Here is a 24,837-nt window from a genome sequence, read left to right as displayed (position 1 = left end):
TTCGTCCGTCGCTGCTTGGAACTGACATAGAGAGTGCGTCTGCGATTTGATTTGGCTCAATCCGGGGCAATACAACGTAACGTCACGGCGAAAACCTGCCGAGGCAAGGCCGACGCAAAACCCCTTGTTGCGGGCGGTCACACAGCGCTACAACAGGGGGGAGTTTCAAAATACGGCCCCAGGTTTCACTATTTGGAACATGTTGATGTCAAACACCCGCGCCAATCGCCGCTATCGCAGCCAGGAATGGTTCGACAATCCCAACAATCCCGGCATGACCGCGCTCTATCTCGAGCGCTATCAAAACCAGGCCTTCACCCAAGGTGAGTTGCAATCTGAAAAGCCGATCATCGGCGTGGCGCAAACCGGCTCTGACCTCGTGCCTTGCAACAAGATCCATGTGTTCCTGATGGATCGGATCAAAGCGGGCATTCGCGATGCGGGCGGAATTCCGTTGGAATTCCCGGTGCATCCGATCCAAGAGACGGGCAAGCGGCCCACGGCCGCGCTCGACCGGAACTTGCAATATCTGAGTTTGGTCGAGGTGCTGCATGGCTATCCGATCGATGGGGTGGTGTTGACGACGGGCTGCGACAAGACCACGCCTGCGATGCTGATGGGGGCCGCCACGGTCGACCTGCCGGCCATTGCGCTGAATGGCGGGCCGATGCTGGATGGTTGGTACAAAGGCAAACGCGCCGGCAGCGGCACCACGATTTGGGAGGGGCGGCGGCTTCTGGCCAAGGGCGAGATTGACTATGATGAGTTCATGGAACTGGCTTGCGCCTCCTCGCCCTCGCTCGGCCATTGCAACACCATGGGCACAGCCTCGACGATGAATGCGATGGCGGAGGCTTTGGGCATGACCTTGCCGGGCGCGGCGGCCATTCCAGCCCCGTTCCGCGAGCGGATGGAGATGGCTTATCTCACCGGTCGCCGGATCGTGGAGATGACGGAGGCCGACCTGAAACCCTCCGATATTCTGACCCGCGCCTCCTTCCTGAACGCCATCAAAGTGAACACGGCGATTGGCGGCTCCACCAATGCGCCGCCGCATTTGCAGGCGATTGCGCGTCATGCGGGGATCGAGCTGGACGTGACCGATTGGCAGACCCACGGCCATGATCTGCCGCTTCTCGTGAATATGCAGCCCGCGGGCGCTTATCTGGGCGAAAGCTTCTTCCGGGCGGGCGGTGTGCCCGCGGTGATGGGGAGCTTCTCGCCGAAGGCCATCTGGATGGCGCGGCGATGACTGCGACAGGTGAACCCATGGCGGGCGCCTTGGGCGGGGCGCGGAGCCTAGACCATGATGTGATCCGCCCGGTCAGCAATCCGATGCGGGAGGAGGCCGGGTTCCTGGTGCTTTCCGGCAATCTCTTCGACTCGGCGCTGATGAAAACCTCCGTCATCTCCGAGGATTTCCGGACGCGGTTTTTGAACGACGGCGTGTTCGAGGCGAAAGCCGTCGTGTTCGAGGGGCCGGAAGACTACCATGATCGCGTGAACGACGCCGCCTTAGGTATTGATGAAGAAACAATTCTCTTCATTCGCAATGTTGGCTGCGTCGGTTATCCCGGATCTGCCGAGGTGGTGAATATGCAGCCGCCCGATGCGCTGATCCAGGCCGGGATCAACCATTTGCCGACCGTTGGCGATGGCCGCCAATCGGGCACGTCGGAGAGCCCGTCGATCCTCAACGCCTCACCCGAGGCGGTCGTGGGCGGCGGCCTGGCGCTTTTGCAAACCGGCGATCCGGTCCGGCTCGACCTGAACGCGGGCACTCTCGACTGCACGATCCCCGAGGCGGAGTGGCAAGCCCGCCGCGATGCTTGGACACCGCCAGAGCTGGAGCATCAGACGCCTTGGCAGGAGCTTTACCGGACCCATGTGGGGCAACTCGCCGATGGCGGTTGCCTTGAACTGGCCACGGCCTATCAGCGGATCGCCAAAGACTTGCCGCGCGACAATCATTAAGCGGCGCGGCCAGCATTTCGCACGGGCGTTTTATCGCCATGCGCCGGGTGAAAATCTGACCTGTGTCAAAGCCCTGTCGTAATTCCGGGGTAGGGTGCCCAGATAAGAGGCGACGAGCGGGCCCAAGGACAGAGATGACGATATTCACCAACACGCCCTATGACGCGATTGAGGTCGGCATGCAGGCCAGCATTGACCGTCTCTGCGTCGCTGATGACCTCTATGTCTTTGCCAATTCCAGCGGCAATCTGAACCCGATGCATCTGCCACGTGAGGATGGCGACGGCGATGGGTTGCCCGAGGCGGTGGCCCCATCGGCCTGGTTGGGCGCGCTGATTTCGGGCGTGTTGGGCAACCAACTGCCGGGGCCGGGCACGCTGTACCGCGATCAAACCTTGCGGTTCATTGGCCGGGCGCATGCGGGCGACAAATTGACCGCCGGTGTGCGGGTTGTCGAAAAACTACCCGACAACCTGGTGCGTTTCGAGACCTGGGTCGACGGCCCGAATGGCCGGATCGCCGAGGGCGAGGCGCGGGTCATTGCACCCGATGCGGCGCAGAGCTTCGATGCGCATGATGTGCCGGGCTTAACCGTCCAGAGCCATGTGCATTTCGATCGGTTGATCGAGCGGGCCGAACCTTTGCCGCCAATCCCCACCAGCGTGGTGGCGCCGGAAACAGCGGATGCGCTGATGGGCGCGATGCTTGGCCGGGATCACACACTGATCGACCCGATCTTGGTGGGCTGCGCCAAGAAGATCGCCGCCGCTGCCGAGGAATGCGGATGTGATATCAGCGGTTTAGAGATTATCGACATTCCCGATCATCGCGCCGCAGCCTTGAAATCGGTGGCGCTTGTGCATCAGGGCGCGCGCGGGCGGTGATGAAGGGTCATCTGCATACCGATCAGCTTCTGCATGCAATTCTCAAGAAAGACGGTGGGTTGCGCACCAATCGCCGCCTCTCGCATGTCTTTGTCATGGATGTTCCGGGGCTCGATCATCTGCTGTTCGTCACCGATGCCGCGATCAACATCGCGCCCGATTTGGAATGCAAAGTCTCGATTGTGCAAAACGCCATCGATCTCGCCATCGGGCTGGGCGTGGCGGAACCCAAAGTTGGCATCCTCTCAGCGGTTGAGACGGTGACGGCCTCGATCCCCTCAACCCTCGATGCCGCGATCCTCTCCAAAATGGCCGACCGGGGGCAGATCACCGGCGGCTTGGTTGATGGCCCGCTGGCGATGGATAACGCGGTGGATTTGGAGGCGGCGCGGACCAAAGGCCTTAAAGGGCTGGTCGCGGGCCGCGCCGAGATCCTGGTCGCCCCCAATCTGGAATCCGGTAATATGTTGGCCAAAGAGCTGACCTTCCTGGCCCATGCCGAGGCCGGCGGAATCGTCATGGGCGCGCAAGTTCCCATCATCCTCACCAGCCGCGCCGATGACGACAAAGCGCGCCTGGCTTCCTGCGCGATTGCCGCGCTTTATGCTGCGAGTACGTCTAAATGAGCGTGATCCTGACCCTGAATGCAGGCTCTTCAACCATCAAATTCGGGCTCTATGCCAATGCGCCCGAACCGGTCGAAGAAGCGAATGGCGAAGTCGACGCGTTGGGGCCGAATGCCAAGCTTGTTTTAACTCCACGCGGGGCGGATCCGGTCGAAACCAACCTTGGACCGACCGATCACGCAAGCGGGATGCAAGCGATCCTGGATGCCGTGACGCCGCTGATGGCCGGGCGTGTCATCGATGGCGTGGGCCATCGCGTGGTGCATGGCGGCCCGGATTTCGACGGCCCGCGCGTGCTCGACCCCGCCACAATCGAACAGCTGCGGCAGTTCGAGCCGCTCGCGCCGTTGCACCAGCCCTATAACCTGGCGGGCGTCGAGGCGGCCCATGCGGCTTTCCCACAAGCCGCACAGGTCGCCTGTTTCGACACCGCGTTTCATCGCGGTCACCCTTGGGTCAATGACACATTCGCTTTGCCGCGCCGCTTCTATGACCAAGGCGTGCGCCGCTATGGGTTCCATGGGCTGAGCTATGACTACATCATGGGCGCGCTCCGCCGGGATTGGCCGCGTCTGGCCGAGGGCCGGGTGATTGTTGCGCATCTGGGCAATGGCGCCTCGATCTGCGCGATCAAGGGCGGTCGGTCTGTCGGCTCTTCTATGGGGTTCTCAGCGTTGGACGGCTTGCCGATGGGCACCCGTTCGGGGCAGGTCGACCCGGGCGTTTTGCTCTATCTGATGGATGCCGAAGGCATGGGCACCGACGAGATCAGCAATCTGCTCTACAAAGAATCCGGGCTGAAAGGTCTCTCTGGCATCACCCATGATATGCGCAGCTTGTTGCAGAGCCCCGAACCGGAGGCCGCGCAAGCCATCGACTATTACGTTTTCCGTCTCCGCCGCGAGATCGGGGCCATGGCGGCGGTTCTGGGTGGTGTTGATGCGCTGGTCTTCACGGGGGGATTGGCGAGAACGCGGCCCCAATCCGGTCGCGCGCCATTGCCGGTCTCGGATTTCTTGGCCTCAGCATTGCGCCCGCGGCCAATGACGTGAGCGCGCCGCGGATTGACGCCGGGCCGGTGCCGGTGCTGGTTGTGCCGACCGACGAGGAACGTGTGATCGCGCGCGCGGTTGTCGCGACTCTCGGAGATGCCGAAGCCACGCGGGAAGCAAGGGGCGCTTGGGCCGCCGCCGAATAGCGGTCTTGACCTTCGCTCAGAACACCACACTTTAGCGGTCAGATTTGCGAGGTATCTCATGCGGTTGATCCTATTTGCAGTGGTGGCCATCGGTTTGCTGATCGGCGCTATAGCGGTCTATATGCGGGTGGCGCCAATGCCGCCCGAGATTTGGCATCTGACCCCGGCCGAGGTGACGCCCCCCGACAGCCCCAATTATGTCCTGCTGATCGCTGAGGATGCGCCGCGCTTTGCCGGAACGGTTGATGGGATCGCCGCCCGGCTTGATGAGATTGCGCGCGGCGACGGCGCGCGCCTGATAGCGGGAAGCGTGTCGGAGGGGCACATCACCTATGTGCAGCGCAGCCGGTTGATGGGCTACCCTGATGCAATCTCTGTGCAGGTCCATCCCACCGATGAGGCGGGCCAAGTTGCCATCGACATTTTCTCGCGCTCGCGCTTTGGGCATTCCGATATGGGGGTGAATGCGGCCCGGGTGGAGCGCTGGCTGTCGCAGCTCGGCTCTTGACGTTTCCGCGGCCCCAAGCGACACCGCCTGAATGTTGCCCGCTGATCGCCTTCACCAAATCACCGACCGGTTCGAGTTTCTCGAGGCGCGCCTGAACGCGGGCCCCGATGCTTCCGAGATTGCCACGATCAGTCAAGAATATGCCGCGCTGAAACCCGTGGCTGATCAGATTGCAGCCTACCAGCAGTTGCTGCGCGACATCGATGAGGCCGAGGCGATGTTGGACGATCCGGAGATGAAAGCGCTGGCCGAGGAGGAGTTGCCGACGCTGCGCGCCGCTTTGCCCGAGGCGGAACAGGCGCTTCGCATCGCGCTTTTGCCAAAAGATGCCGCCGACGCGCGCCCGGCAATGATCGAGATCCGCCCGGGCACCGGCGGCGATGAGGCGGCGCTTTTTGCGGCTGATTTGCTGCGGATGTATGAACGCTATGCCGAGACCCATGGGTGGAAGCTGGAGATCATCGAGCAAAGCCAGACGGAGCTGGGCGGGATCAAAGAAGTTGTGGCCCATGTCACGGGCGAGGGGGTATTCGCCCGGCTGAAATACGAATCCGGAGTGCATCGGGTGCAGCGGGTGCCGACCACCGAATCCGGCGGACGCATCCATACCTCTGCCGCGACGGTTGCCGTGCTGCCCGAGGCGGAAGAGGTCGATATCGACATTCCCGCCGGCGACATCCGGATCGACACGATGCGCGCCAGCGGGGCCGGCGGGCAGCATGTGAACACCACCGATAGCGCGGTGCGGATCACCCATATCCCCTCAGGCATTGTGGTGACCTCGTCGGAGAAATCGCAACATCGCAACCGGGAGATCGCGATGGGCGTCCTGCGTGCCCGGCTCTATGACCTCGAACGGCAGCGCGTCGATGACGAACGCGCGGCGGATCGGAAATCGCAGGTCGGTTCCGGCGACCGTTCCGAGCGCATCCGCACCTATAACTTCCCGCAAGGCCGGATGACCGATCACCGGATCAACCTGACGCTTTATAAGCTCGATCAGGTGATGCAGGGCGATTTGGACGAGGTGATCGACGCGCTCATCGCGGATGACCAAGCCCGGATGCTGGCGGAGATGGAGGGGTGAGCGTCCAGGCCGCGCTGAATGCGGGCCGGGACCGATTGCGCGCGGCGGGTATTGAGGGCGCGGAGAAAGACGCACGCTGGCTGATGGCCGCGGCTTTGGGGCTGACGCCGGACCGGGTGATCCTGCATCTCCGCGATCCGCTCAGCGAAGAGGTTGAGTTCTTCTATGAGAATGCCCTAGGCCGACGGCTGGCCCGCGAACCGGTCAGCCATATCCTCGGCGGGCGCTGGTTTTACGGCCGCTGGTTTCATGTGACGGCGGATGTGTTAGATCCCCGCCCGGAGACCGAAATCCTGATCGAGCAAGCTTTACGCCACCCGTTCAAAGAGGTGCTCGATCTGGGCACCGGCACCGGCTGTATCTTGCTGAGCCTTCTGGCAGAGCGCCCGGAGGCAACCGGGATTGGTACGGATATCTCACCCCAAGCGTTCGCGATTGCTGAATGGAACGCGGCGGAATTCAATGTCGGCGACCGGCTTGCCCTGATCGAATCCGATTGGTTCTCTGCCGTTGGGGGGCGGTTCGATCTGATCGTCTCAAACCCGCCTTATATCGCGGCGGTCGAGATGGCTGCGCTGGCTCCCGATGTACGCGATTACGAACCCCATGGCGCGCTCACCGATGGGGCCGATGGCCTCTCCGCCTATCGCGCGATTGCGGCGGCTGCACCGGGGCACCTGACCCCCGACGGGCGCGTGTTGGTGGAGATCGGGCCAAGCCAGGGCAGGGCAGTCTCAGATCTCTTTGCCGAGGCCGGGCTGAGCGAGATCACGGTTACCCCCGATTTTGACGGGCGGGATCGCGTGGTCGGCGGCACGTGGCACGGGCCGTCTTGATCACCCGACGACGCGCCCCAATATGAGGAACAGGCCAAAACCGCGCTGAACTGTGCTGATTTCGGCGTTTTTACACGCAAAAATGTGCCTTTACGCCGATTTACCCTTGTTTTGCGCGTCGGAGCGTGGTTACTCATTTGCCAGCGGACGCAGATTGGCCTGCCCAATCGCCCGCGGTTTTGCCACAGAATCGGGTCAACCAGGAATTAGAGTGTTGGCCTGTAACATGATCTGGCGGGGGCCAGGTCCGACAATTCCCACCAGGAACACTGGAACAGAAAACTTATGAGATCATCTAAGAACCGCTCGCGGTCCAAGGGCAACCGGAACCGGTCCGTTGGCAATATCGTCAACCGGGTGTTTGACAGCTCGGGTCCTGAGGGCAAGGTGCGCGGCACCCCGCAGCAGATTATCGATAAATACAACCAGTTGGCGCGCGACGCCCAACTCTCCAATGACCGGGTCGCGACCGAGAATTTCCAACAACATGCCGAGCATTACACCCGCATGTTGAGCGAAGCGCAGCGCGAGATGGAAGCCAAGCGCGAGGCGCAAGAGGCGCAGCAAAACCAGCAGCGCGAGCAGCGTCAGCAAAACCAGCAGCGCCATGACGAGGCGGCGCAGCAAAATCAGCAACGCGCCGATGACAGCGCTGCACAAAACACCAAACCGACCGCCAGCGCCCCGCAAGCAGAGCTTCAACCGGGCGAAGGTGCACAACCCGATGCCAGTTTTGACGCGGTGATCGATGCGGCGCCCGAAGGCGAGAGCGGCTTGGTCGAGACGCCAGAAAGCGCCCCCAAGCCCAAACGCAGCCGGACCCGGCGCCCGCGCAAGGCAGAGGCCGAAACCGACAGCCCGCCAGCGGAGCCAACCCCCGACAATCCGCAGGAAGCGGCTGAGTAGCTTAGCCCGCCGCCACCTGCCGGGCCAGGGCGCAGAACCCTTCGACAGGGATTTGCTCGGCCCGGTCCGTAGGGGTAAGCCCCGCGGCCAAAAGCCGATCTTCGATATCAGGCACCAGCCCCTTCAACGCGGCGCGCAGCATTTTGCGGCGCTGGTTGAAGGCCTTGGCCACAACCCGCTGCAACACATCCGGGTCCGCCGGATAGCGCGGCGCGGGAAGGGCGGCCAGATGCACCACCGAGGAACTGACCTTCGGCGGCGGTGTAAATGCGCCCGGTGGCAGGCTCATCACAATCTTCGCCTCGCACCGCCACTGCGCGAGTACCGCCAGACGCCCATAAGCCTTGCTGCCAGGCTGCGCCACGATCCGCTCGGCCACCTCGCGTTGGAACATCAGCGTCAGGCGGTCCCAGAGCGGTGGCCAGGTGGGCGGCGTCAGCCAACGGACCAGAAGCTCGGTGCCCACATTATAGGGCAGATTGGCCACCACCTTGATTGGCGGGGTCAGATGCGCGGCCCAATCGATCTCCAACGCATCAGCATTCAGAACCTCCAGCCGCTCTGGATAGGCCGCTGCAATCTCGGCCAAGGCGGGCAGGCAGCGGGCGTCTTTTTCCACCGCCACCACGCGTCGCGCGCCCTCAGATAGCAGCCCCCGGGTCAGCCCCCAGGCCCCGGTCCCACTTCCAACACGTCATGGCCCGTCAGATCACCCGCCGCGCGGGCGATTTTCGCTGTCAGGTTGAGGTCCAGCAGAAAATTCTGCCCCAAAGCTTTGCGTGCGCTCAGCCCATGCGTGGCGATCACCTCGCGTAACGGCGGCAGGGTATCGATCCCACTCATCTCGCCGACCGCCCGCAAAAATCTCGAGATTTTTGGACGGAATTTTCGAAAATTCCGGTCACGCCGCTCGCGCCCTGGCCATTTTCTCGGCCATTTTCAGAGCCGCGATCAGACTGGTTGGATCGGCTTTGCCGGTGCCGGCTATGTCGAAGGCCGTGCCATGATCGGGGGAGGTGCGGATAAATGGCAGCCCGAGGGTCACATTCACCCCGCCCGCGAAATCCAGCGTTTTGATCGGGATCAGCGCCTGGTCGTGATACATCGCCACTGCCGCATCATACCCGGCGCGCGCCTCCGCATGAAACATCGTGTCGGCGGAATGCGGGCCGGTGACCGCCAGCCCTTCAGCGCGCAACGCCTCCAGAACCGGCGTGATCAGAGCGATCTCCTCACCGCCCATCGTGCCGCCTTCGCCCGCATGCGGGTTGAGTCCCGTGACGGCGATGCGCGGCGCGTCCACGCCGAAATCCTGGCGTAGGGCGGCGTGGGTGATCCGGATCGTATCCATCAAAAGCGCGCGGCTCAGCGCCCCTGGGACATCGGCCAGGGCATTATGGATCGTCGTCGGCACCACTTTGAGCGCGTCGCAGGCCAGCATCATCACCACACGATCTACGCCTGCCAAATGCGCGAGATATTCCGTATGGCCGGGATATGGGAACCCCGCGCCATCTTTCAGCGCCTTCTTATGTATCGGGGCGGTGCAGAGCGCCGAAGCCGCGCCCCGCATCACCAAATCAACGCCGGTTGCGATCACGTCAATCACCGCCTGGGCATTGGCCGGGTTGGGGCAACCCGGTACAGCGGCGGCCGGGAACTCCTGCGCCAGAACCGGCAACGCATGGCCTGCTACGTGATCGGCATCACCTGCCGTGCGAATGACCTCAACTGGAACACCGAACCCGGCAAAATGCGCCGGGTCACCAATCACAAAAAACGGCAACCGCGCGCCAAGCTCCGCCCAAGCCTTGGCGGCGATCTCAGGTCCAATTCCGGCTGGCTCACCCGAGCTTAGCGCAATCGGTGCCGTGCTCATTCGTCTTCCGTAATGATCGCCTCGGCGCGCAACTCGGCCATGAACCCGTTGGCGTAACTCTCCAAGCGCTGCTGGAACAGAACCTCACGCACCTGCTCCCGCCCGCCCTCGGGCAGCTCGGTCGACCGGCCGCAGAGCATCAGAACTCGCGAGACCTCGCCGCCTTGACCGGTCAAGCCAAAGGACATTTCGTTATCATCCAATCGGGCCAGTTCCAGCGCGACATTGCCGGGCACCTCGTCGATCAGTTGCGAGATCCGAGTAAACCCATCGGGGCGCACGCCATAGAGATCTTCGCATGTATCGATCTCGTCGCGCAGGGCCGTTGCCTCGGAAAGCCCATCGGTTACCGGAATTGTCGCATACTCGACCGCCGTCACGACGGGCGTGACGAAGTCGGTTTCTTCAAAATCGCGCAGCTGGAAGATCGCAATCGCGGGGCCGAGTGGGACAGGGTCGGTCACATCGCCCGGCCCGAGCGTCAAAACCAAAGAGCGCAATCCGGGTGGCAGGCTGGACAAAGGGCGCCAGCCAAGCGAGCCACCGGCCCGCGCAGTGCCCGCCGCAGATAGCCGCCGCGCCGCGGCCGAGAACCCGCCGATATCGCCATCAAGGTTTTCAGACAGGCCTTGAATCTGCGTGCGTACGTCATCTTGGTTTTGCGGCGTGAGGGGAATGACGAGCTCTGCAAGCAAAATCCGCGCTCCACCGGTGGAGCCGCTGAGCGTCAACGCCCGGTCGATCTCCTCTTCGCTGACTTGCGCGCGAGGTCCAAACCGGGCCCGCAACACGTTTCGCCAGGTCACACCGGCTGCAACGAAATCGCGAAAAGTCTCGGCCTCGACGCCACGCGCCGCAATCGCTTGAATAAACTGCTCGGGTTCCAAGTTTGCCCGCGCCGCAAATTCCGCCATTCCGGCCTCTATATCCGTCGGCGTCGCGCTCAAGCCAAATCGCGCCCCCGCTTCCAGCTTGCAACCGCTCATTGGTGAGTGTCTCGCGGGCCTCTTGCTCCAAATCGCCGGGCGCGTTGAGCAGCTCGAGGAATAGGATCCGTTGCTCGATCTCGTAATAGGTCACCGCCCGATCATTGACCGTGATGGCGGCGGTGAAAGGGCTTTGTTGCGCCCAGGGTACCGTTGGTATCAGACCCAATGTCAGACCCATCGCGCCGCCGAAAACCAAAGCGCGGGTAAACTGGCGGGTTTTGGAAAACTGCTGTGCTCGCATGCTCATCGTTTCTATCCGTTATCCTTTCGCGCCACCTATCTATGGCAGCTACGGTCATAGCGGCGCCCGTCTCGCGTGGCCCCAAAGCCATTCAATGCGACGGTTATGCCAAACTCGGTTGACGGCTCCAACGTAGCCGAGGTGGTAAAGCGGCGCGAGAGGGAAAACTCTACATCCACACATTCCGTGGCATAGGTCAGCGCCAAGCCAGCCCGTGTCGCTTCATCCGCCACAAAATCATAGCGCCAACTGGCTTGGGCGGCCCAAGCATTGTCGAAATCATAGCCCGCATCGAGTGCCCATTCGGCCATGTCTCGTGGGCGCCCTTCTGCCGGGTCTGCCAGAAGCCAGGTAAAACTCGACGTCAGATTATGGGCATCGCCGCGCCAAGTTACAGCCAATTCGTTTGAGGTGAAATCAAACGTATCGTCGAAAAGAGCCCGGTTGATCACGCTGAGGTCTTGACCAAGGCCCAGATGCGCCGCGAGCAGCCAATCGGACTGGACGCCATCAAGCCCCGAGCCAGGCGTAAACTGCCCCGGCGCGGTGTCGCGATAGACCCGCCCCACGGTGACGCCAAGCGACCAGCCCAGGGGATCGGTGCGGGTGTAGGTCAGACCGACGTTCAATCGTGTGCCGGTCTCAAACCCGTCGCGTCCTGGAAAGCGGTTCAGCGAGAAGAGATTGGCCTCATCAAACTCGACGACCGCGCTGTCTTCATTGGGAACCACCGCGCCGTTATCATCGCTCCAGGCAAGCTGTATGGTTGGCTCGATCAGATGGGTTACGCCGCGCATACTGGTCCGCGCCCAAGGCCAACGGAGTTCGACCGCGGCTGCAGGGGCAAAGCGTGTCTCTTGGTCGGCAAAACTGCTATCTTCCTGGATCGCGTAGTAATCGGCATTGAGTTCGGTTTCGACGGCTAGGAGCAGTCCGGCCGGCAAAACCCAATCGCGCCGCCAATCGGCATTGGCCGAAAGCCGCCCCACATCGCGCCCGATCATATCGGTATCGTCGATCCGGTAATGTGTATGGCCTGAGAAGCCTAACGACGCGATCCCGCCAACGACTGGCGGCGTATAACGCCGAGTGTATTCCGCATTCAGCGCTTGATTGGGCAGGATGCGGTTGTCGTCGCCCTCGCGGAGCGAGGAGAAGTAGCTGAACCCCGCTTCGATATACTCATCGCGCCGTGCCCGGCTCAGCGTCAGGCGATTGTCCAGCCGGTCTTGCTCGGAAAAGCCATATGCCAAGAGATAGGTGCGATCTGTGACGGCATCGATCTCAAAATCGAAGCGGAAATCTCGGGGCAGCAGGAAATACCCGTCCGCAAAGATATAACCGCGTTGGTCATCATCGGTCAGATTATCCCAGGTGAGTGCGCCGTTCGCTTCGATAAACCCGTTATGGAAGGCCTGACGATAGCGGGCCTCGAGCGATTGGCTGTCACCGATCGTCAGAAATGGGGTGAGTGTCAGGTCCGCATGATCGCCCAATGGGATGAAATAGGGCAGGCGGATGCCCGTCCCGATCAGATCATCGGAACTGATCGAAGGTGCCAGAAACCCGCGCGCCCGCTCCAAGGTCGGGTCCGGCAAACGCAACCGTGGGATATAGGCAATTGGAATGCCTAAGGCGCGAAACTGTGCGTCTTCGAAATAGAGCTGGCGCTCTAATTGATCATGCACGATCCGCCGGGCGCGAATCTCCCAGAGCGGTGTCGGATTGTCCGCGCAAATCTCGCAAGAGGATGCAACGCTTTGATAAAGCTGGGTATACCTGCCATCAGATCGGTTGATCTCGGTCGCGGCGATCTGCAATTGCCGGTCCAAGACCAGACGTGCCGATTGCAATATCCCGTCTTGGAGGTCGCCGGACAGTTCGGCAAACTCAGCCAGGAAAACCGTCCGCCCATTGGCTTCGGTCAACGTGAGCGGCCCTTCGACTGCCAGCATATCGTTGGTCCCATCATACCGCACGCTCTGCGCACGAAGCCGGCTGCCTTGATAGAACACTTCGACACTGCCGCTGGCCACAACCACTTGGCTCGCGCCGTCAAAATCAATGCTGTCGGCAATCAGGGTCGCGGGCAGGGCGGCGGTGTCTTGCGCCACGCTTTGCCCAAGCCCGGACGCGGCCAAGACCGCAAGGACGGCTAGAATTTGGCGGATCGCGCTCATCCGTCCTCCGTATGCAACAAGAGCCCGAGCGCCAAGAGAATTGCGGCCAACGGTGGGGTCCAGGCAACAATGTAAATCGGCAATTGCCCGGTTTCGCCCAAGACCTCGGCAAAGCGGCGGATGAAAAAGACGCCGAAGCCCAATAAGATGGCCGACAGCACCATCACGCCGGTCTTGCCAAATCGCGTGTGCCGCATGGTGAAGCCCGCCGCAATCAAAACCATCGCGGCCAGCATCAGCGGATTTGACAGCTCCATCTGCAACCAAACCCGATGCGACAGCGCGGCAAACCCAGCAGTGTTCAGCTGCTCAATGAAACGCGGCAATTCATAGATCGGCACGGTGGAGGGGCTGCCGAAACTGTCCCGAATTTGTTCGCGAGTCAGGGTTGAGGCGAGTGTGAAGCGGGCCTGCGTCTCAGCTTGGGCTTCGGGGTTGCTGCTCCCGGCAAGAGGCCAGATTTTGACCTGTTCCAGCTCCCACGCGCCCAGCTCCAAACGCGCTATGTCCGCATCAATTCGGCTTTGCATGGCGCCATCTTCATCGAAGGCAAAGAAACTGGCGTTTTGCAGAACCGTACCGTCGGCATTGGTCCGTTCCGCCCGGATCACCGTTTGCTGCGCTTCGCTACCTTGGCGCAGCCACAAGCCCTCCGCGCTGATCGAAACTGTTTGCGCTTCACCGGTCTGATACCGAGAGACGGTCTGCGCATATTGCCGCTCGGTCGCGGCGACAATCGGGTTGATCACCATGATGCCAAGAATGCCCAGCAAGATCGCCACGATCACCGGCGACATCGTACTGCGGAGCGCCGAGCGACCGGCGGCACGGATCACCACCATCTCGGAGGTCCGAGCAAGGCCCAAGAACAGAAACAAGGTCGCCAACATAATGAAAAGCGGCAGCATTTCATAAAGCGTACCAGGTGTGTTCAGCAGCGCGAGCTCGAGCGCGGCACCAAATCCCGCGTCTGGATTGCCAATCCGGCGGATTTGCTCGGCTAGATCAATCGGGAGGAGGATCGAGATAAAGACCCCGAGCACAATGATGAACGCGCGGAGAAACCGCCTCGCGATATAGAGGTGCAGGATCATGCAGCCACCTGTCGCCGGGGCCGCCGCGCCCGCATGCTCCAAAGGATCAACCCCGTTACGATCAGGGTTGCCAAAGCCGGCTGCGCATAGACAAACCAGACATGTCCGCCATCCCGCAGCGCAACAGCTTCTGCGGCATTCCAGGTGATTTGTAATGGAATGATCAGTGTCACCGCCAAGAGGATTTGCGGCCAGACGCCAAATCGCGAGAAGGAGCCGAGCATCAGCGTCGCCGCCGCGATGGCCGGGACCATCAGCACAAATATCGCACGGGCAATCCGGCTATGGCCCTCAAACTGCATCTGCTTGCGCTGAAATCCTTGCTCGGCCGCAAAATCCGGATCAGCTGCCAGCAAAACCGGCGTCGAGAGTTCGCCCAGGTCATAGCGGCGGCTGTCCGGGGCCTCGATCAAGCCGGCAATATCATAGGTGAAATCGTCAAATTCGACGACGGAGAGGCGTTGGTCTTCCGGTGTGAGGGTTTGCGCCAACCCGTCAAACATGACCAGGCGGGGCCCGGCCTCACTCCGCACCAATAGCGCCCGTTGCGCGACATATGTCGTCTCGCTGCTGGCCGAGGAGCGGTCTTGTAAGAACACGTCGCGGAACTCTCCCAGTTCGGTGATGTCGCGGATATAGACCGTCACGCCACCTGTGGGGTGAATGAACTGCCCCTCACGCAGCAGCCGCCCGGTCATATCTTGTGTGACCTCGACACTGCGATCATTGAACTGGCTTCGCGCGGCGGGGGCCAGCACATGCGCCAAGATGCTGACCAGGGTCGCTAAAACCAGGCCAAAGATGATGATCGGACGCAATAGGCGGATCGCCCCCATTCCGGCGGTTTGAAGTACCACCAACTCGCTTTCCGAGATCATCCGATTGAAGATATACAGCGTCGCCACGAAGGCCGACACCGGCAGAACCGTCAACATGATCTGGGGCAGGCTGAGCGCGGTGAATTCCAGGAACACGGCGAGGTTTTGACCATCGGCGATCAGCGAGTCGAACAGGTCCACCGCGCGGTTGATCCAATAGACCGAGATCAGCACGAGGCTGAAAAAGCCGAACAATACCAGCAGTTGCGACAGGATATACCGGTCATACCGCCCCACTGGCCTCGCCCCCTTGTCTTGTCGCAGCACGTGTTCTTGCCCCTGGTTCTACTGCAATCCCCCGCCCATGCACAGGGCCATCTGGTCATCCCTCGCGCCGGGGCCTAAGCTGCGCCAAATCGCATTCCCCCAAGAGGACTCTCATGACCAGCCCGATCTCCATTTCCTTTGTCGAAACCGATCTCGATCAGATGCGCGAGCGCGAGGGCAAGATTGCCGTTTTCGCGACCGAAGATGGCAAGATCGATGCCAGCGCCCGGCGCGCCAACCGGCTGACAAAGGGGGCGGTCGCGCGGCTTCTGGATTCGGAGAAATGGGGCAAGGTGAAAGAAGGCGAAGGGGTTGCGATGAGCTTCCCAACCGGGCTTCTGGCCACGGCCCTGATGGTCGTAAAGCTGCCGCGCCGTCCGTCAATCGAGTTGGCGCGGAAAACTGGCGCGACGCTGGCGAAATTCAAAGGGGATGAGGCGCTGTTGGTTGGGGCGGGCAACCTGACCCGGATTGATGAGATCTCGCTCGGCCTGGCGCTCCGAGCCTATGCTTTCACCGATCACAAGACCGAGACAGAAACCGAAGCCGGGGCGGCCACCATCATGTGCTCGAAACCCGAAGAGGTTGCCGCCGCCGCCAAACCCGCGATGGCCTTGGCCGAAGGCGTGTTCTTCACTCGCGATCTGGTCAGCGAACCGGCCAATGTCTTGACCACAAATGACTTCGCCGCACGCCTGGCCGCGATGCAGGAAATCGGCCTGGAGGTCGAAATCCTCGAAGAAGACGAGCTTGGCAAACTGGGCATGGGCGCGCTCTTGGGCGTTGGCCAAGGGTCGGACGCGCCCTCGAAGGTCGTCGTCATGCAGTGGAATGGCGGTGGCGATGAAGCGCCGCTGGCGCTCGTCGGCAAAGGTGTGGTCTTCGACACTGGCGGGATCAGTTTGAAACCGGCGGCTGGCATGGAAGACATGACCATGGATATGGGCGGTGCGGGGGTCGTTTCCGGCGTCATGCGGGCGCTTGCCCTGCGCAAGGCCAAGGCCAATGTCGTGGGGCTTGTCGGTTTGGTTGAGAACATGCCGGGGCCAAATGCGCAGCGCCCGGGCGACGTGGTCAAATCGATGAAGGGCGACACGATTGAGGTGATCAACACCGATGCCGAGGGGCGTTTGGTTCTGGCCGATGTGATGTGGTACGCCCAGGACCGGTTCAAACCCGCCGCCATGGTTGATCTGGCGACTTTGACCGGCGCGATCATCATCGGCTTGGGCCATGAAAACGCGGGCGTTTTTTCCAATGATGACGGGTTCTGTGATGCGTTCCTGAAGGCCGCCGCGACCGAGGGAGAAGGCGCTTGGCGGATGCCTTTGGGTGCGGGTTACGACAAAATGCTGAAATCCAACGTGGCGGATATGAAAAACATCGGCGGGCGGCCCGCCGGTTCGATCACTGCGGCGCAATTCCTGCAACGCTTTGTGAAAGACGACACGCCCTGGATCCACCTCGATATCGCCGGCGTCGCCTCGGTCAAATCAGACACCGTCTTGGCCCCGAAAGGCGCGACGGGCTGGGGCGTTCTGGCGCTCGACCGTTTGGTGCGCGACCGCTACGAGGGCTGAGCGATTGGGCGCGGCGTATTTTTACCACCTGACCCGGCGGCCCTTAGAGGTCACGCTGGCCAGTCTTGCGGGCAAAGCGCGCGGGGCTGGATGGCGGGTGGCGGTGCGCGCCCAAAGTGATGCGATGGTGGAGCGGTTGGACGATCTGCTCTGGCTGCGCCCGGAAGAGGGGTTTCTGCCGCACGGCAAGGCGGGGGCGATCATGATGCCGCGCAGCCGATCCTGTTGACCACTGCTGTAGATCTGCCCAATGGCGCGACCTGTCTGATGAGTGTCGAGGGGGCCGCCATTAGCGCCGAAGAGGTCACGGCGATGGATCGGGTCTGCGTGCTGTTCGACGGTCATGATCCGGGCGCGGTGCAGCAGGCGCGGGAGCAGTGGAAGACGCTGACCGGGGCGGGCTGCGCGGCGCAGTATTGGTCGGAAGAGGGCGGGTCTTGGGAGATGAAGGCCGAGGCCGCCGCCGACAAATAGGTTACGAAAAATCCCGAAACGGGTGTTTTTCGTAACCTATCAGCGGGTGAGCACCAATTGCCCGTCGGCGATTTCGATCCGGTCGAACCGGTCCAGATAGGCCATGCCAAGCAGGCTCTCTTCCATCTGCCCGGCATTCACAACCGCCCGCACGCCGGTATCCACCACGCCTTCCAAAGCGACCTGATCCAAGCGCACGGGCGCGGTTTCGACCATGCCATTGGCGGTCAAGGCCCGGCCCGAAAAGATCAGCCGGTCCATATCCACACCGGCGCGGATCGCGTCTTGCTCGGCCAGAACCATATCCGACGCACCAGTATCCACCACAAAACGGACCGGCACCTCGTTGATCTCCATGATCAGATAATAATGCCCGTCCGGTGCGCGCGGTACTTCGATCACCGTGCCGTCCATCGCCGCGGATTGCCTTGGGGCGACCGTGTCGCGCACATCCTGCCAGACACCGACGGCGACGATCGCGCCCAGGAAAATGAAAACCCAGACCGCCGCCATCTGCGCGACCTTGCCCATCTGGTGCCGGTTCGCGAACAGGAAATATCCAGCAATAACAGTGCCAAAGAGGCCCAAATAGATCAGCGACGCGATTTGATCCGCAACCATATGCCTATCCTCCAGATGCCTCTCATATAAGGGCTCGGGCGCTTAAATCACCTGCAAATCGCGCAACCCGTCGATGACAAATTGAACAGACAAGGCCGCAAGCAACATGCCCAAGATTCGGGTGACCACATTGATCCCGACCGGGCCAAGCAGACGTTCCAGCGGGCTGGCCAGAAGAAAAAGCGCAAAGACGCAGAGCAACACCAGCGCCATCACCCCATGGATCATCGCGACATGGAGCGCGTCGGTGCCGGGCTGTCCGGCCAGCAGGATCATGGTGGTGATCGACCCCGGCCCGGCGATGAGCGGGATCGCCAGGGGAAAGACCGACGGGTCCTCGGCATGGGCGGCCTCAGCTTGCCCCTGACGGCGCGGCGTGCGGCGCTCAAACAACATGTCGAGCGCCGTGAGAAACAACAGAATGCCACCGGCCATACGGAAAGCGGGCATTGATATCCCTAGGAAATTCAATACGGCTTCCCCGGCAACGCCGAACAGGGTCAAAAGAGCCAGGGCGACCAAACAGGCGCGGATCGCGATGCCGCGCCGGGCCCGGGCGCTCATGCCTTGGGTCATGGCCACGAAAAGCGGCGCCATGCCAATCGGGTCGATGATCACGAAGAGTGCAACAAAGGCCGGGATGGCGGTGGCGAGGTCCATGGCTTAGCTCCGCCATCGGATCAGGCCGCGCCGGATCATGCGGCGGCGCCTTCGGCTTTCTCGACGCGTTCGAGGGCCGCCATCCAGAGCGCTTCGGCACGGTCCAGCGCCGTCATCACCTCGGCATATTTGGCCTGCCATGTGGCCAACTCGCCGGCACGGGCATCCTCGTAAAGCGTCTGGTCCGCCAGTTTGGTGGCCAGCTTGTCGCGCATCAGGTTCAGCTTTTCGACCCGGGCTTCGCATTTCTTCACCTCAGAGCGGAGGTCTTGCATCTGCGCATGGCTTGGCCGCTTCGCCTTTGCCTTTGGTTTTTCGACTTTTGCAGGCTTTTCTTCACCTTGCAGGAGCATCTTTCGATAGGCTTCCAGATCGTCCGCATACGGCGCCACGCCGCCATCTTTCACCAACCAGAGCCGATCGGCGACCATACTCAACAGATGCATGTCATGGCTGACCAGGATCACCGCGCCGGAATAGGCGGTGAGTGCTTCGACGAGCGCTTCCCGACTTTCGATATCGAGGTGGTTGGTTGGCTCATCGAGGATCAACATATGCGGCGCGTCGATGGTCGCCAACAAAAGCGACAGCCGGGCTTTCTGTCCCCCCGAAAGCTTCGCCACAACCGTGTCAGCCTGATCGGGGCCGAGGCCAAACCCGGCGAGCCGCGCGCGCAGCTTCGATTGCATCTCGCTCGGCCGCTCGCGCTGAATATGTTGGAGCGGGGTTTCGTCGATATGCAACTCATCCACCTGGTGCTGCGCGAAATAGCCGACGCGGAGCTTGGAGGATTGGGTCTTACGACCTTCGGACGCTTTCAGTTTGTCTGCCAAGAGTTTGGAAAGGGTGGATTTCCCCTCGCCATTGCGTCCCAAAGGGCGATCCGGTCGTCCTGGTCGATCCGGAGGTTCAAGCGCTTCAAAACCGGTGGTCCGTCATAGCCGACGGCGGCAGCATCCAACTGCACGATGGGCGGTGAGAGTTCCTCGGGCTTCGGGAAGGTGAAGACGGTCCGCGCCGCATCTTCGGGCATGCGGATTGTGTCCATCTTCTCCAGCATTTTCACGCGAGATTGGGCCTGCTTCGCTTTCGAGGCTTTGGCCTTGAACCGATCCACGAAGCTTTGCAGATGCGCCCGGCGGGTTTCTTGTTTCTTGGCCTCTGCCGCCTGAACTGCGCGTTTCTCGGCCCGCGCACGGGCGAAGGCGTCGTACCCGCCCGCATAAAGCGTCAGTTTCCGGTCGGCCAGGTGCAGGATATGGCCCACGGCGCGGTTCAGAAGGCCACGGTCATGGCTGATGATCAGCACGGTGTGGGGATATTTCGCCAGATAGCTTTCGAGCCAAAGCGCGCCTTCGAGGTCGAGATAGTTGGTCGGCTCGTCAAGCAGCAGCAGATCGGGCGCGGAAAACAGAACGCCCGCGAGCGCCACACGCATCCGCCAGCCGCCGGAAAAGGCCGAACAGGGCATGGCTTGCTCGGCATCGGTGAAGCCCAGGCCTTTGAGGATCGTCGCTGCGCGCGCTTCGGCCGACCAGGCGTCGATATCGGCGAGTCGGGTTTGGATCTCGGCGATGCGCGTGGCGTCCTCGGCGGTGTCGGCCTCGGCCAGAAGGGCGGCGCGTTCGGTATCGGCGGCCAGCACCGTGTCGAGGAGCGAGGTTTCGGAGGAGGGGACTTCTTGCGCGACGCCGCCAATCCGGGCGCGCTCGGGCATTGAGATATTGCCGCCATCCAAGACCAACTCGCCCCGGATCAGACGGAACAGGGTTGTTTTGCCGGTGCCGTTCCGGCCCACAATACCGACCTTGTGGCCCGCCGGAATGGTGGCAGAGGCGCCCTCAAGCAGAGGACGGCCAGCAATCGAATAGGATATGTCAGAGATGCGCAGCATGGGTGGAGCACTGGCTTAGTGCTCCGCCCGAGTCAACGGGGATTACTGCAGAAGCGCCTCAAGCCCATCGGCTGGATATGTGGCATGACCGACAAACGGGCTGTCGCCATCATAGCTAAAGGCAAAGACATGCACTTCGTCATGCGAGACCGTGACGCGGCAGAACCGGTCTTCGGCTGCAAGATCTCGGGGGCATTCGGCCAGATCCATATGCGGGATTGCGGCCTCAAACACCGCATAGCTGAGCGGCATCGGCTCAGGGTTATCGGCCAAAGCCAAGGTGGGCAGGCTCAGCGCCAAAAGAAGGGTGAGTGGTTTCATGAAGGTCATCGGACATCCTTTCAATCCGTCAGGTGAAATGGCTGCCGAGATGGTCGCTGATCAGTGTGATGGGGCTAACAAATCAGCGCGCGCTTCGCAAGCGGGAAGCAGGTCTTCCCAATGCTGCCCGGCCATGTTAGGGGCCGCGTCAAATTCAACCCATGCGGAGCAAACACAATGGCCCTGGAACGGACCTTTTCGATCATCAAACCCGATGCCACCAAGCGCAACCTGACCGGCGCGATTGTCGCCAAGTTCGAGGAAGCGGGCCTGCGCGTCGTGGCCTCCAAGCGGATCCAGCTGACCCTGGCTCAGGCACAGACGTTTTATGGTGTGCACAAAGAGCGCCCGTTCTTTGATGAACTGTGCGAATTCATGATCTCCGAGCCGATTGTGGTGCAGGTGCTGGAAGGCGAGAACGCCATCGCGAAAAACCGCGAAGTGATGGGCGCGACCAACCCCGCCGAGGCCGATGCGGGCACGATCCGCAAGGAATACGCGCTGTCGATCGGCGAAAACTCGGTGCACGGCTCCGATGCGCCGGAGACCGCGAAAGAGGAAATCGCCTATTTCTTCTCGGGTCTTGAGCTGGTCGGCTAAGCGGTCACCGCTTGGAAAACGAGACGGCCGCGCAAGAGATTGCGCGGCCGTTTGCTTTTGGTGCTCGCCGCGCCATGGCGCGGTTGGGCCTCGACGCCCGATGAAACAGCGCTATCGGGCGCGCCGGTCACGGGCGCTTTGGGCTGCTTCCCGCTTTGACGACAGGGCGGGTGCTGAAAACCGTCATGGACTCGGGCGTTCCCGTCGCGCGGTCCAACCAGATCAAGGATCAGCGGCGCAGTCCCACGCCAATTTCGTTCAGGACCCGTTCCATCTCGCCACGGCCGTCATCTGCTTGGGTCGCTTTGAGCGCATCGAATTGAGCTCTCAGCGCATCTTTCTCAGCGCCTTTGCAATCGTTCCATGGGCGGCCCTGGAGCGCCATGTGGAGCACGTAATACATGATGAAATGCGGGCGCACCCCAACCTCAAGCATCCGCGTATAAGCGGCGTCTGCGCCCGCTTCGCGCAGTTCGGTCGCCGTGGTAATGCCTGCGCGGGCCAGAAGCTCGGCCTGCGCGGGTCCGATGTTGCGGATGGCCGTGACGGGGTCAGCGGCGGCGATGTTGCTCATGGCAGCAGGTCTCCTGCCGAAAAGCTCTATCAGATGCTGGCCCAATCGGAAAAGCGGACAGGCTTGGGGTGTTCTTTTTTGGTGGGCGCCTCTTTCGGCGCGGGTTTGCGAGTTTGCATGATACTGCTCCGGGTTAGGTCTTGATGCCTATGACCGAGAAGGGTCCGCTCCGATTTTGTCCTAACACCGGCATGAATGTGGCGTGAATGTGGCGCGCCCAGACTGTGTTCATTCAACCACAGAAGCTTGGGGAAAAAACTGGCGGCCCGACCATAGAGGAAGAGAGACGAGAGCCGCGACCGCCAGAGATGTCTTCGCGTCAGACCGCCCGAGGAGGCCATAGGAAGGGAGGAGAGGCGCTCCCGGACCAGCCTGACAAGATCAGCTTGCCGCGCCGCGGCATTGCCGCCAATGGGCGGCGCGGTAATTGTTGGTCGGATTCTACCGATGATTGTTTTTTGAGCGCCGAAAGGGCAGGGGCGGCCCCATTTCTAAGCGCTTTGAGGCCGCGCTTCGGGTCTTGGTCGCCGCAGATCGGATTCGCTGCTAGAAGGGGCGCAGTCATGCGGGGAAAGGGACGAGGATGAGGCAAGAGTTGCCGCATAGCGGGCTGCGCGTCTTGGATTTCGGTCATACGGTGATGGGGCCGACCGCCGGGCTGGTTCTGGCCGATCTGGGGGCCGAGGTGATCCGTGTCGAGCCGACCAAGGGCGACCCGACCCGCGCCCTCAAAGGGTTCGGGACGGGGTATTTTCCGTTTTATAATCGCAATAAAGGGTCCATCGCGCTGGATTTGAAGGAGCCGCGCGGGCTAGCGGTCGCGAAACGGCTGATCGGCACGGCGGATGTGCTGATCGAGAATTTCGGGCCGGGCACGATGGCGCGGTTGGGTTTGAGTTATGAGCAGCTTGCGGAGGCGTTCCCCACGCTGATCTATCTGTCTTTGAAGGGGTTTTTGCCAGGGCCGTATGAAAACCGTGTCGCCCTGGACGAGGTGGTGCAGATGATGTCCGGCCTCGCCTATATGACCGGCCCGCCGGGGCAGCCGCTTCGCGCGGGGGCGAGTGTGATCGATGTGATGGGCGGTGTGATGGGTGTCGTGGGCGTCCAAGCCGCGCTGGCCGAGCGGGAACGAACGGGCCGGGGGCAGTTGGTGACCTCGGCGTTGTTTGAAAGCGCGATGTTCTTGATGGGGCAGCATCTGGCCTATGCGGCGTTGAGCGATGCGCCGGTGCCGCCGATGCCCGCGCGTGTTTCGGCTTGGGCGATTTATGATCAATTCGACAGCGCCGATGGGGAGCGGGTGTTTCTGGGCATCACCTCGGACCGGCACTGGCAGCGGTTTTGCGAGGTGTTTGACGCGCCCGATCTGGCGGCCGACCCGCGCCTGAGCACGAATAATCAGCGGATCGAAGCCCGGGGCGACTTGCTGCCGAAGGTTGCGGCGCTGGTGGCCGGGTTGCCGCTGACCGCACTGACCGAGAAAGCCGTCGCCGCGCAATTGCCCTTTGCCCATGTGGCGCGGCCCGAGCAACTGTTTGACGATCCGCATTTGGCGGCGGGGGAACGGTTGTTGTCCACCGAATTACCAGGCGGGGTCGCCGTGCGCCTGCCAGCCTTGCCGGTGGAGCTGGCCGGGCGGAAGACGGTGCTGGAGCGGTCGCCGCCGGAGTCCGGGGCGGATACCGCGACTTTGCTGGGTGAGCTTGGGTATGACGCCGCTGAGGTCGCGGATTTGACCAAAGACGGGGTGATTGTGGTGCCAGACAGAGGAGAGACGGGATGAGCGATGTCGCCGATTGGTGGTCCACCGAGATCATCGATATGGAGCCTGGACGGATCGCCTTTCGCGGCCACGAGATCCAAGATTTGATCGGGCAGGTCAGCTTTCCGCAAATGATCTGGCTCTTGACCCGCGGCGATCTGCCCTCGGAGGCTCAGGCGCGGCTGTTGGAGGCGGCGCTGGTGGCGGCGGTGGATCACGGGCCGCAAGCGCCATCGATTGCCACGGCGCGGATGGCGGTTACCTGCGGCTTGGGTCTGAACGGGGCAATGGCGAGCGCGGTGAATATGCTCGACGATGTGCATGGCGGGGCAGGGGAGCAGGCGGTGGAGCTGTATGGCTGGATCGATGGCGGCGTGGAGACCGGCGCGGCGATCGACCGGTGGCAAGCGGAGCGGGGGCCGTATATCCCCGGGTTTGGGCACCGGTTCCACAAACCGGTCGACCCGCGCGCGCCGCGTCTGATGGCTCTGGTCAGAGATGCGGCGGAGGCGGGCACCGTCTCGGGCCGGTTCGCAGAAATCGGCGAGGGGGTGGCGGCGGAACTGGCCGTGCGGAAGGGCAAGCCGGTGCCGATGAATATCGATGGGGCAACGGCGGTGATTTATGCCGAGTTGGGTTTCGCCGGGCCGCTGGCGCGCGGCCTCTTTTGCTTGTCCCGCTCAGTTGGCGTGATTGCCCATGCGTGGGAGCAGATGCAGCAAGGCGGACGCAATAAAGGCCCGACGCCGCCCCAGTATCGCTGGACCTATACCGGTCCGAACGAGGCGGACTAGGCTTGCC

The 24,837-nt window shown here is 62.0% G+C and carries 17 protein-coding genes and 6 pseudogenes; 12 read left to right on the top strand and 11 right to left on the bottom strand.

The window, feature by feature from the left end:
- The first annotated feature begins 205 nt into the window (after positions 1–205).
- The 7 genes and pseudogenes from QTA57_RS15910 (at position 206) to QTA57_RS15880 (ending at position 8,019) form a co-directional block, all read left to right on the top strand.
- A pseudogene (locus QTA57_RS15910) lies at positions 206–1,974 on the top strand (IlvD/Edd family dehydratase).
- Positions 1,975–2,153: 179 nt separating this feature from the next.
- Positions 2,154–3,484: pseudogene (locus tag QTA57_RS18685) on the top strand (bifunctional enoyl-CoA hydratase/phosphate acetyltransferase).
- Positions 3,481–4,682 (top strand): annotated as a pseudogene (locus QTA57_RS15900) (acetate/propionate family kinase). The pseudogenes QTA57_RS18685 and QTA57_RS15900 overlap by 4 nt, the downstream one beginning before the upstream one ends.
- A 58-nt stretch (positions 4,683–4,740) precedes the next feature.
- A complete protein-coding gene (locus QTA57_RS15895) occupies positions 4,741–5,190 on the top strand; it encodes a DUF1499 domain-containing protein (protein ID WP_290152393.1) in 450 nt (149 codons plus the stop codon).
- A 31-nt stretch (positions 5,191–5,221) separates the two neighbouring features.
- Entirely contained in the window at positions 5,222–6,277 is a 1,056-nt protein-coding gene (prfA, locus tag QTA57_RS15890; protein WP_290152392.1) for a peptide chain release factor 1, read from the top strand.
- Positions 6,274–7,113, top strand: a complete 840-nt coding sequence (prmC, locus tag QTA57_RS15885) for a peptide chain release factor N(5)-glutamine methyltransferase (RefSeq protein ID WP_290152391.1) — start codon at positions 6,274–6,276, stop codon at positions 7,111–7,113. The genes prfA and prmC overlap by 4 nt, the downstream gene beginning before the upstream one ends.
- Before the next feature lie 285 nt (positions 7,114–7,398).
- A complete protein-coding gene (locus tag QTA57_RS15880) occupies positions 7,399–8,019 on the top strand; it encodes a DUF4167 domain-containing protein (RefSeq protein WP_290152389.1) in 621 nt (206 codons plus the stop codon).
- 1 nt (position 8,020) lies between these two features.
- Here the strand turns inward: QTA57_RS15880 and rsmA are convergent.
- The 6 genes and pseudogenes from rsmA to lptF form a co-directional block, all read right to left on the bottom strand.
- Positions 8,021–8,862, bottom strand: a pseudogene (gene rsmA / locus QTA57_RS15875) (16S rRNA (adenine(1518)-N(6)/adenine(1519)-N(6))-dimethyltransferase RsmA).
- 58 nt (positions 8,863–8,920) lie between these two features.
- On the bottom strand, positions 8,921–9,898 hold the full coding sequence (gene pdxA, locus QTA57_RS15870; protein WP_290152387.1) for a 4-hydroxythreonine-4-phosphate dehydrogenase PdxA: 978 nt from the start codon (positions 9,896–9,898) through the stop codon (positions 8,921–8,923).
- On the bottom strand, positions 9,895–10,884 hold the full coding sequence (locus QTA57_RS15865; RefSeq protein WP_290152385.1) for a peptidylprolyl isomerase: 990 nt from the start codon (positions 10,882–10,884) through the stop codon (positions 9,895–9,897). The genes pdxA and QTA57_RS15865 overlap by 4 nt, the downstream gene beginning before the upstream one ends.
- A 279-nt stretch (positions 10,885–11,163) precedes the next feature.
- On the bottom strand, positions 11,164–13,308 hold the full coding sequence (locus QTA57_RS15860) for an LPS-assembly protein LptD (protein ID WP_290152383.1): 2,145 nt from the start codon (positions 13,306–13,308) through the stop codon (positions 11,164–11,166).
- On the bottom strand, positions 13,305–14,402 hold the full coding sequence (gene lptG / locus QTA57_RS15855) for an LPS export ABC transporter permease LptG (RefSeq protein WP_290152381.1): 1,098 nt from the start codon (positions 14,400–14,402) through the stop codon (positions 13,305–13,307). The genes QTA57_RS15860 and lptG overlap by 4 nt, the downstream gene beginning before the upstream one ends.
- A complete protein-coding gene (lptF, locus tag QTA57_RS15850) occupies positions 14,399–15,517 on the bottom strand; it encodes an LPS export ABC transporter permease LptF (RefSeq protein ID WP_290152379.1) in 1,119 nt (372 codons plus the stop codon). Before lptF ends, lptG begins: the two co-directional genes overlap by 4 nt.
- Before the next feature lie 143 nt (positions 15,518–15,660).
- On the opposite strand from lptF, the gene QTA57_RS15845 reads away from it, so the two are divergent.
- Together QTA57_RS15845 and QTA57_RS15840 are read left to right on the top strand one after the other, a co-directional pair.
- On the top strand, positions 15,661–17,127 hold the full coding sequence (locus tag QTA57_RS15845; protein WP_290152378.1) for a leucyl aminopeptidase: 1,467 nt from the start codon (positions 15,661–15,663) through the stop codon (positions 17,125–17,127).
- Positions 17,128–17,131: 4 nt separating this feature from the next.
- A pseudogene (locus QTA57_RS15840) lies at positions 17,132–17,601 on the top strand (DNA polymerase III subunit chi).
- Positions 17,602–17,640: 39 nt separating this feature from the next.
- Here the strand turns inward: QTA57_RS15840 and QTA57_RS15835 are convergent.
- The 4 genes and pseudogenes from QTA57_RS15835 to QTA57_RS15820 all read right to left on the bottom strand — a co-directional run bounded on the left by QTA57_RS15835 (position 17,641) and on the right by QTA57_RS15820 (position 21,106).
- Positions 17,641–18,222 carry a retropepsin-like aspartic protease family protein gene (locus QTA57_RS15835; RefSeq protein ID WP_171560375.1) on the bottom strand — a complete coding sequence of 194 codons (582 nt, stop codon included), beginning with the start codon at positions 18,220–18,222 and terminating at the stop codon, positions 17,641–17,643.
- Between the two features lie 42 nt (positions 18,223–18,264).
- Positions 18,265–18,882 (bottom strand): MarC family protein, encoded by a 618-nt coding sequence (locus QTA57_RS15830; protein WP_290152376.1) that lies wholly within the window; start codon positions 18,880–18,882, stop codon positions 18,265–18,267.
- 35 nt (positions 18,883–18,917) lie between these two features.
- A pseudogene (locus tag QTA57_RS15825) lies at positions 18,918–20,776 on the bottom strand (ABC-F family ATP-binding cassette domain-containing protein).
- A 42-nt stretch (positions 20,777–20,818) separates the two neighbouring features.
- A complete protein-coding gene (locus tag QTA57_RS15820; RefSeq protein WP_290152374.1) occupies positions 20,819–21,106 on the bottom strand; it encodes a hypothetical protein in 288 nt (95 codons plus the stop codon).
- Between the two features lie 168 nt (positions 21,107–21,274).
- Here QTA57_RS15820 and ndk point away from each other — a divergent pair, with 168 nt between their 5' ends.
- Complete coding sequence (ndk, locus tag QTA57_RS15815; protein WP_145209794.1) at positions 21,275–21,697, top strand: nucleoside-diphosphate kinase; 423 nt, start codon at positions 21,275–21,277, stop codon at positions 21,695–21,697.
- A gap of 229 nt (positions 21,698–21,926) precedes the next feature.
- Here ndk and QTA57_RS15810 read toward each other — a convergent pair whose 3' ends face one another.
- Positions 21,927–22,271, bottom strand: a complete 345-nt coding sequence (locus QTA57_RS15810; RefSeq protein WP_145209791.1) for a TfoX/Sxy family protein — start codon at positions 22,269–22,271, stop codon at positions 21,927–21,929.
- A 583-nt stretch (positions 22,272–22,854) separates the two neighbouring features.
- On the opposite strand from QTA57_RS15810, the gene QTA57_RS15805 reads away from it, so the two are divergent.
- Together QTA57_RS15805 and QTA57_RS15800 are read left to right on the top strand one after the other, a co-directional pair.
- Positions 22,855–24,057 (top strand): CaiB/BaiF CoA transferase family protein, encoded by a 1,203-nt coding sequence (locus QTA57_RS15805; protein WP_290152370.1) that lies wholly within the window; start codon positions 22,855–22,857, stop codon positions 24,055–24,057.
- Positions 24,054–24,830, top strand: coding sequence for a citryl-CoA lyase (locus QTA57_RS15800; RefSeq protein WP_290152369.1), 777 nt, complete (start codon positions 24,054–24,056; stop codon positions 24,828–24,830). Before QTA57_RS15805 ends, QTA57_RS15800 begins: the two co-directional genes overlap by 4 nt.
- Positions 24,831–24,837 lie beyond the last annotated feature (7 nt).

This window comes from Fontisubflavum oceani (assembly GCF_030407165.1).
Taxonomy (GTDB): Bacteria; Pseudomonadota; Alphaproteobacteria; order Rhodobacterales; family Rhodobacteraceae; genus Rhodophyticola; species Rhodophyticola oceani.
Note: the sequence above shows the minus strand (reverse complement) of the source record. Positions and strands in the feature narration are given on the sequence as shown.